Raw genomic sequence first — 5,292 nt, 5'->3', positions numbered from 1 at the left:
GTGTTGAGGTGCCGCTGCGTGCGTTGTTCGAGGCGCCGACGGTGGCGCGGCTGGCGGCGCGTCTGGACGGTGTTGACCGGGCGCGGGTGGCGTTGACGGCGGGTGCGCGTCCGGAGCGGGTGCCGTTGTCGTTCGCGCAGCGCCGTCTGTGGTTCATCGGGCAGTTGGAAGGCCCGAGCGCGACCTACAACGACCCGGTTGCGCTGCGGCTCACCGGTCAGGTCGACCGGGCTGCGCTCGACGTGGCGCTGCGGGACGTGATCGGCCGCCACGAGGTGCTGCGGACCGTCTTCCCCGTGGCCGACGGCGAGCCCTACCAGCACGTTGCGGAACTCGACGACCTCGGATGGGACCTGTCCGTGACTGAGGTGGCTCCGGCGGACCTGACCGCCGCGATCACCGAGGCCGCCGGATACGGCTTCGACCTCTCGCACGAGGCGCCGGTACGCGCGTGGCTGTTCGTCACCGGACCGGACGAGCACGTGCTGATGGTGACGGTGCACCACATTGCCGGTGATGCCTGGTCGATGGCGCCGCTGGCTCGGGACATCTCCACAGCGTTCGCGGCCCGCTGCGAAGGTCTGGCCCCCACGTGGGAGCCGCTGCCGGTGCAGTACGCGGACTACGCGCTGTGGCAGCGGGATTTGGTCGGCGACGAGCGGGACCCGGACAGCGTGATCTCCCGGCAGGTGGCCTACTGGCGCGACGCTTTGGCGGGCGCGCCCGAGGAACTCGACCTCCCGGCCGATCACGCACGGCCCGCCGTGGCGTCCCACCGCGGTCACCGCGTCCCGGTGGAGATTCCCGCCGAGGTCCACGCGCGCCTCGTGGAGGTGGCGCGTGCCGAGGGCGTCACGGTGTTCATGGTGCTGCAGGCCGCGCTCGCGGCGCTGCTGTCCCGGCTGGGCGCGGGTGCCGACGTACCCATCGGATCGCCGGTTGCCGGGCGCACCGACGAAGCGCTCGACGACCTGGTCGGCTTCTTCATCAACACGCTGGTGATCCGGACGGACCTGTCGGGAGACCCGACGTTCCGTCAGGTGCTGTCCCGGGTGCGGGAGACCAGCCTGTCGGCGTTCGCGCAACAGGACGTGCCGTTCGAGCGGCTGGTCGAGGAACTCTCCCCGAGCCGTTCCATGGCCCGCCACGCGCTCTTCCAGGTGATGCTCACCCTCCAGAACGCGGCCGGAGCCGTCCTCGACCTGCCCGGACTCGATGTCGAGATGCTTCCGGCAGGCGCGTCGGTGGCGAAGTTCGACCTCGACGTGATCGTGGGCGAGGTGTTCGACGCCGAGGGCGCACCGGCCGGTGTGCGAGGCACGGTGACCGCGGCGGCGGACCTGTTCGACGCCGGTACCGCGGCCCGGCTGGCCGCGCGCCTCACCCGGGTGGTGGGGCTGCTGGTCGCCGACCCACAGCTGCGGGTCGGCGGGCTGGACGTGCTCGACGAAAGCGAGCGCCACCAGCTGCTGGAGACGTGGAACGACACGGCTGCCGAGGTTCCGGACGGCACCGTGCCCGAGCTGTTCGCGGCGCACGCCTCCCGTACGCCCGACGCGGTCGCCGTCGTCGCCGACGGCGCGGAGCTGACGTACGCCGAGCTGGACGCCCGGGCCAACCGCCTGGCGCGCTACCTGAGCGGCCTGGGCGTCGGCCCCGAGACCGTGGTCGCCGTGGCGCTGGCCCGCGGCAGCGAGCTGATCGTGTCGCTGCTCGGTGTCCTCAAGGCGGGTGGCACGTACATGCCGATCGACCCCGAGTACCCGGCCGACCGGATCGCGTACATGTGTGACGACGCGGCTCCGGTCGTGGTCCTCACCGCCCGGTCCATCGCCGCCACGCTGCCGCCGTCGGCCGCCACCGTGGTGGTGCTCGACTCGGCCGAGGTCACCGAGGCGCTGAGTGCCCTGCCGAACGGAGAGGTGGACGACACGGAACGGCGGGCCGCACTGTTGGTGGCCCACCCCGCGTACGTGATCTACACCTCGGGATCCACCGGCCGGCCGAAGGGCGTACTGGTCTCCCACGCGGGCGTGTCGAGCCTGGTGGCGGGCCACATCCGGTACCTGGGCGTCGGCTCCGGACACCGGGTGGGGCAGTTCGCCTCGGCGAGCTTCGACACCTTCGGCTGGGAATGGCTCATGGCACTGCTGTCCGGGGCCACCCTGGTGGTGATCCCGCCCGAGCGCCGGCTGGGCAACGCGCTGCCCACGTTCCTCACCGCCGAGCGGGTGACACACGTGACGCTGCCGCCCGCCGTCCTGTCCACCCTCGACGAGTCGTCGATCAGCACGGACACCGTGCTGGTCGTGGCCGGGGAGGCATGCCGGCCGGAGGTGATGGCACGCTGGGCGCGGAGCCGCGCGATGTTCAACTCCTACGGTCCGACGGAGACCACGGTCGACGCCACGCTGTGGCGCTGTGACCCGGAGGCACCCGAGGTGGCCATCGGCGCACCCGTGGTCAACACCCAGGTCTACGTGCTCGACGAGCACCTGGCACCGGCGCCCGTCGGAGTGAACGGCGAGATGTACGTCTCCGGCGCCGGACTGGCTCGGGGCTACCTCGGACGGTCGGCGCTGACCGCGCAGCGGTTCGTGGCCAACCCGTTCGGTACCGCTGGATCCCGCCTGTACCGGACCGGTGACCGGGCCCACTGGACCCCCGACGGCGCGCTGGTCTTCGCCGGGCGCTCCGACGACCAGGTCAAGATCCGCGGCTTCCGGATCGAGCCGGGCGAGATCGAGAACGTCGTGGCCACGCACCCCTCGGTGGCCCAGGTCGCGGTCATCGCCCGTGAGGACACCCCCGGCGACACCCGTCTGGTCGCCTACGTCGTTCCCGCCGAGGGAGCCGCGGCGGACCGGATCCCCGCTGCGGTCACCGCACTGGCGGGTGAGCACCTGCCCGAGTACATGGTTCCCTCGGCGGTGGTCGTCCTGGACGAGCTGCCGTTGACGGTGAACAAGAAGCTGGACCGCAAGGCGCTGCCCGCGCCGGAGTTCGCGTCCGCGGACGCGGCCACCGGGCGCGGCGCGGGCAACCTGCGCGAGGAACTCCTGTGCACCGTCTTCGCCCAGGTGCTGGGTGTGGACAGCGTCGGTGTCGACGACGACTTCTTCGCCCTCGGTGGCCACTCGCTGCTCGCCGTGCGGCTGGCGAGCAAGGTGCGCTCGGTGCTCGGGGTCGACCTGGAGATCCGGGAACTGTTCGACGCGCCCACCGTGGCCGGGCTGGCTGCCCGGCTGGCCGGAGAGGGCACCGCCCGGGTCGCCCTGGCCGCCCGGCAGCGTCCCGAGCGGGTGCCGCTGTCGTTCGCGCAGCGTCGCCTGTGGTTCCTCGGCCAGCTGGACGGACCGAGCCCCACCTACAACATCCCGGTTGCCCTGCGGCTGTCGGGCCGGGTGGACGTCGCCGCACTGAACGCGGCACTGCGGGACGTGATCGGCCGCCACGAGGTGCTGCGCACCGTGTTCGCGGTGGCCGACGGCGAGCCCCACCAGCAGATCCTCGACATCGAGGAGCTGGAGTGGGAGCTGCTGGTCGGTGACGCCGACCCGGCCGATCCCGACGGCGCGGTGGCGCGGGCGGCCCGGTACGCGTTCGACCTCTCGTCCGAAGTGCCGATCCGGGCCCGGCTGTTCCCGGCCGGCGCGGAGGAGCACCTGCTGGTCCTGGTCGTGCACCACATCGCCGGTGACGGATGGTCGATGGGACCGCTGGCCCACGACGTGGCGGTGGCCTACGCCGCGCGCGTCGACGGCCGGGCCCCGCGGTGGGAGCCGCTGCCGGTGCAGTACGCGGACTACACCCTGTGGCAGCGCGAACTGCTCGGCGACGAACGCGACCCGGACAGCGTGATGTCCCGTCAGGTCACCTACTGGCGCGAGGCGCTGGCGGGCGGACCCGAGGAACTGGCTCTGCCCTTCGACCGGCCGCGCCCCGCGGTGGCCGGCAACCAGGGCCACCAACTGCCGCTGGAGATTCCGGCCGAGGTGCACGCGCGGCTGGTGGACGTGGCGCGGGCCGAGGGCGTCACGGTGTTCATGGTGCTGCAGGCCGCGATGGCGGTACTGCTGTCGCGGCTCGGCGCCGGCACCGACATCCCGGTGGGCCTGGCGAACGCCGGACGTACGGACGAGGCCCTCGACGACCTCGTCGGGTTCTTCGTCAACACGCTGGTGCTGCGCGCGGACCTCTCCGGGGACCCGACGTTCCGGCAGCTGCTGAAGCGTGTGCGGGAAGCCGGTCTGTCGGGCTTCGCGCACCAGGACGTGCCGTTCGAGCGCCTGGTCGAGGAACTCGCCCCGGCTCGTTCCCTGGCCCGTCACCCACTGTTCCAGGTCATGCTCACGCTGCAGAACAACGCCGAGGCGGTCCTCGACCTGCCCGGTGTACGCGCCGAGGCGGTGCCCGCGGGCACCGCGGTGGCCAAGTTCGACCTGGACGTGAGCGTGGCCGAGGGCTTCGACGCCACCGGCGCGCCCGCCGGGCTGAGCGGTCTGCTGACCGTGGCCGCGGACCTGTTCGACCGGGAATCGGGCGAACGGATGGTGGACCGCTGGGTCCGCGTCCTGGACGCGCTGACCGCCAACCCGCGGACGCGGCTGAGCGCCGTGGAGATCCTCGGCGAGGACGAGCGCCACCAGGTGCTCACGGAGTGGAACGACACCGCGGTGGAGGTGGCGCTGGTATCGCTGCCGGAGCTGTTCCACGGTCACGCGACGCGGACTCCGGACGCGGTCGCGGTGGTCTTCGAGGGTACCGGGGTGTCGTACGGAGAGCTGAACGCGCGGGCCAACCGGCTGGCCCACCACCTCGTCGGACAGGGCGCGGGTCCCGAGTCGGTGGTGGGTCTGTGCCTGCCGCGCGGGGTGGACATGGTCGTCGCGATCCTGGCCTCCTGGAAGGCCGGGGCCGCCTATGTACCGCTCGACCCTGAGTACCCGGCGGAGCGGCTGGCGTTCATGCTGACGGACAGTGGGGCCCGGGTGGTGGTCGGCCGCCGTGACACGGCGCGGGACCTGCCCACGGCGTGCCCGGTGGTATGGCTCGACGACCGGCAGAACACCGCGGAGCTGTCCGAGCTGCGTGACACGGCGCCGAAGGTGGACCTCGATCTCGGTCAGCTGGCCTACGTGATCTACACCTCCGGGTCGACCGGTGTGCCCAAGGGCGTGGCCGTCACGCACGGCTCGCTGGTGAACCTGGTGTCGGTGTTCGGTCCGCTGATGGAGGTGGGTCCGGGTGTCGGGGTGCTGCAGTTCGCCTCGTTCAGTTTCGACGCGTCCG

At 72.2% G+C, this 5,292-nt stretch carries 1 protein-coding gene; it reads left to right on the top strand.

Annotation, left to right across the window (positions count from 1 at the left end; genetic code table 11):
- Nucleotides 1-23 precede the first annotated feature (23 nt).
- Nucleotides 24-5,292: amino acid adenylation domain-containing protein (locus tag ABZS71_RS35225; protein ID WP_356216832.1), on the top strand; the 5,269-nt coding region annotated here is incomplete at its 3' end.

Source organism: Streptomyces sp. NPDC005393 (genome assembly GCF_040606675.1).
In the GTDB taxonomy this organism is placed as follows: domain Bacteria; phylum Actinomycetota; class Actinomycetes; order Streptomycetales; family Streptomycetaceae; genus Streptomyces.
Note: the sequence above shows the minus strand (reverse complement) of the source record. Positions and strands in the feature narration are given on the sequence as shown.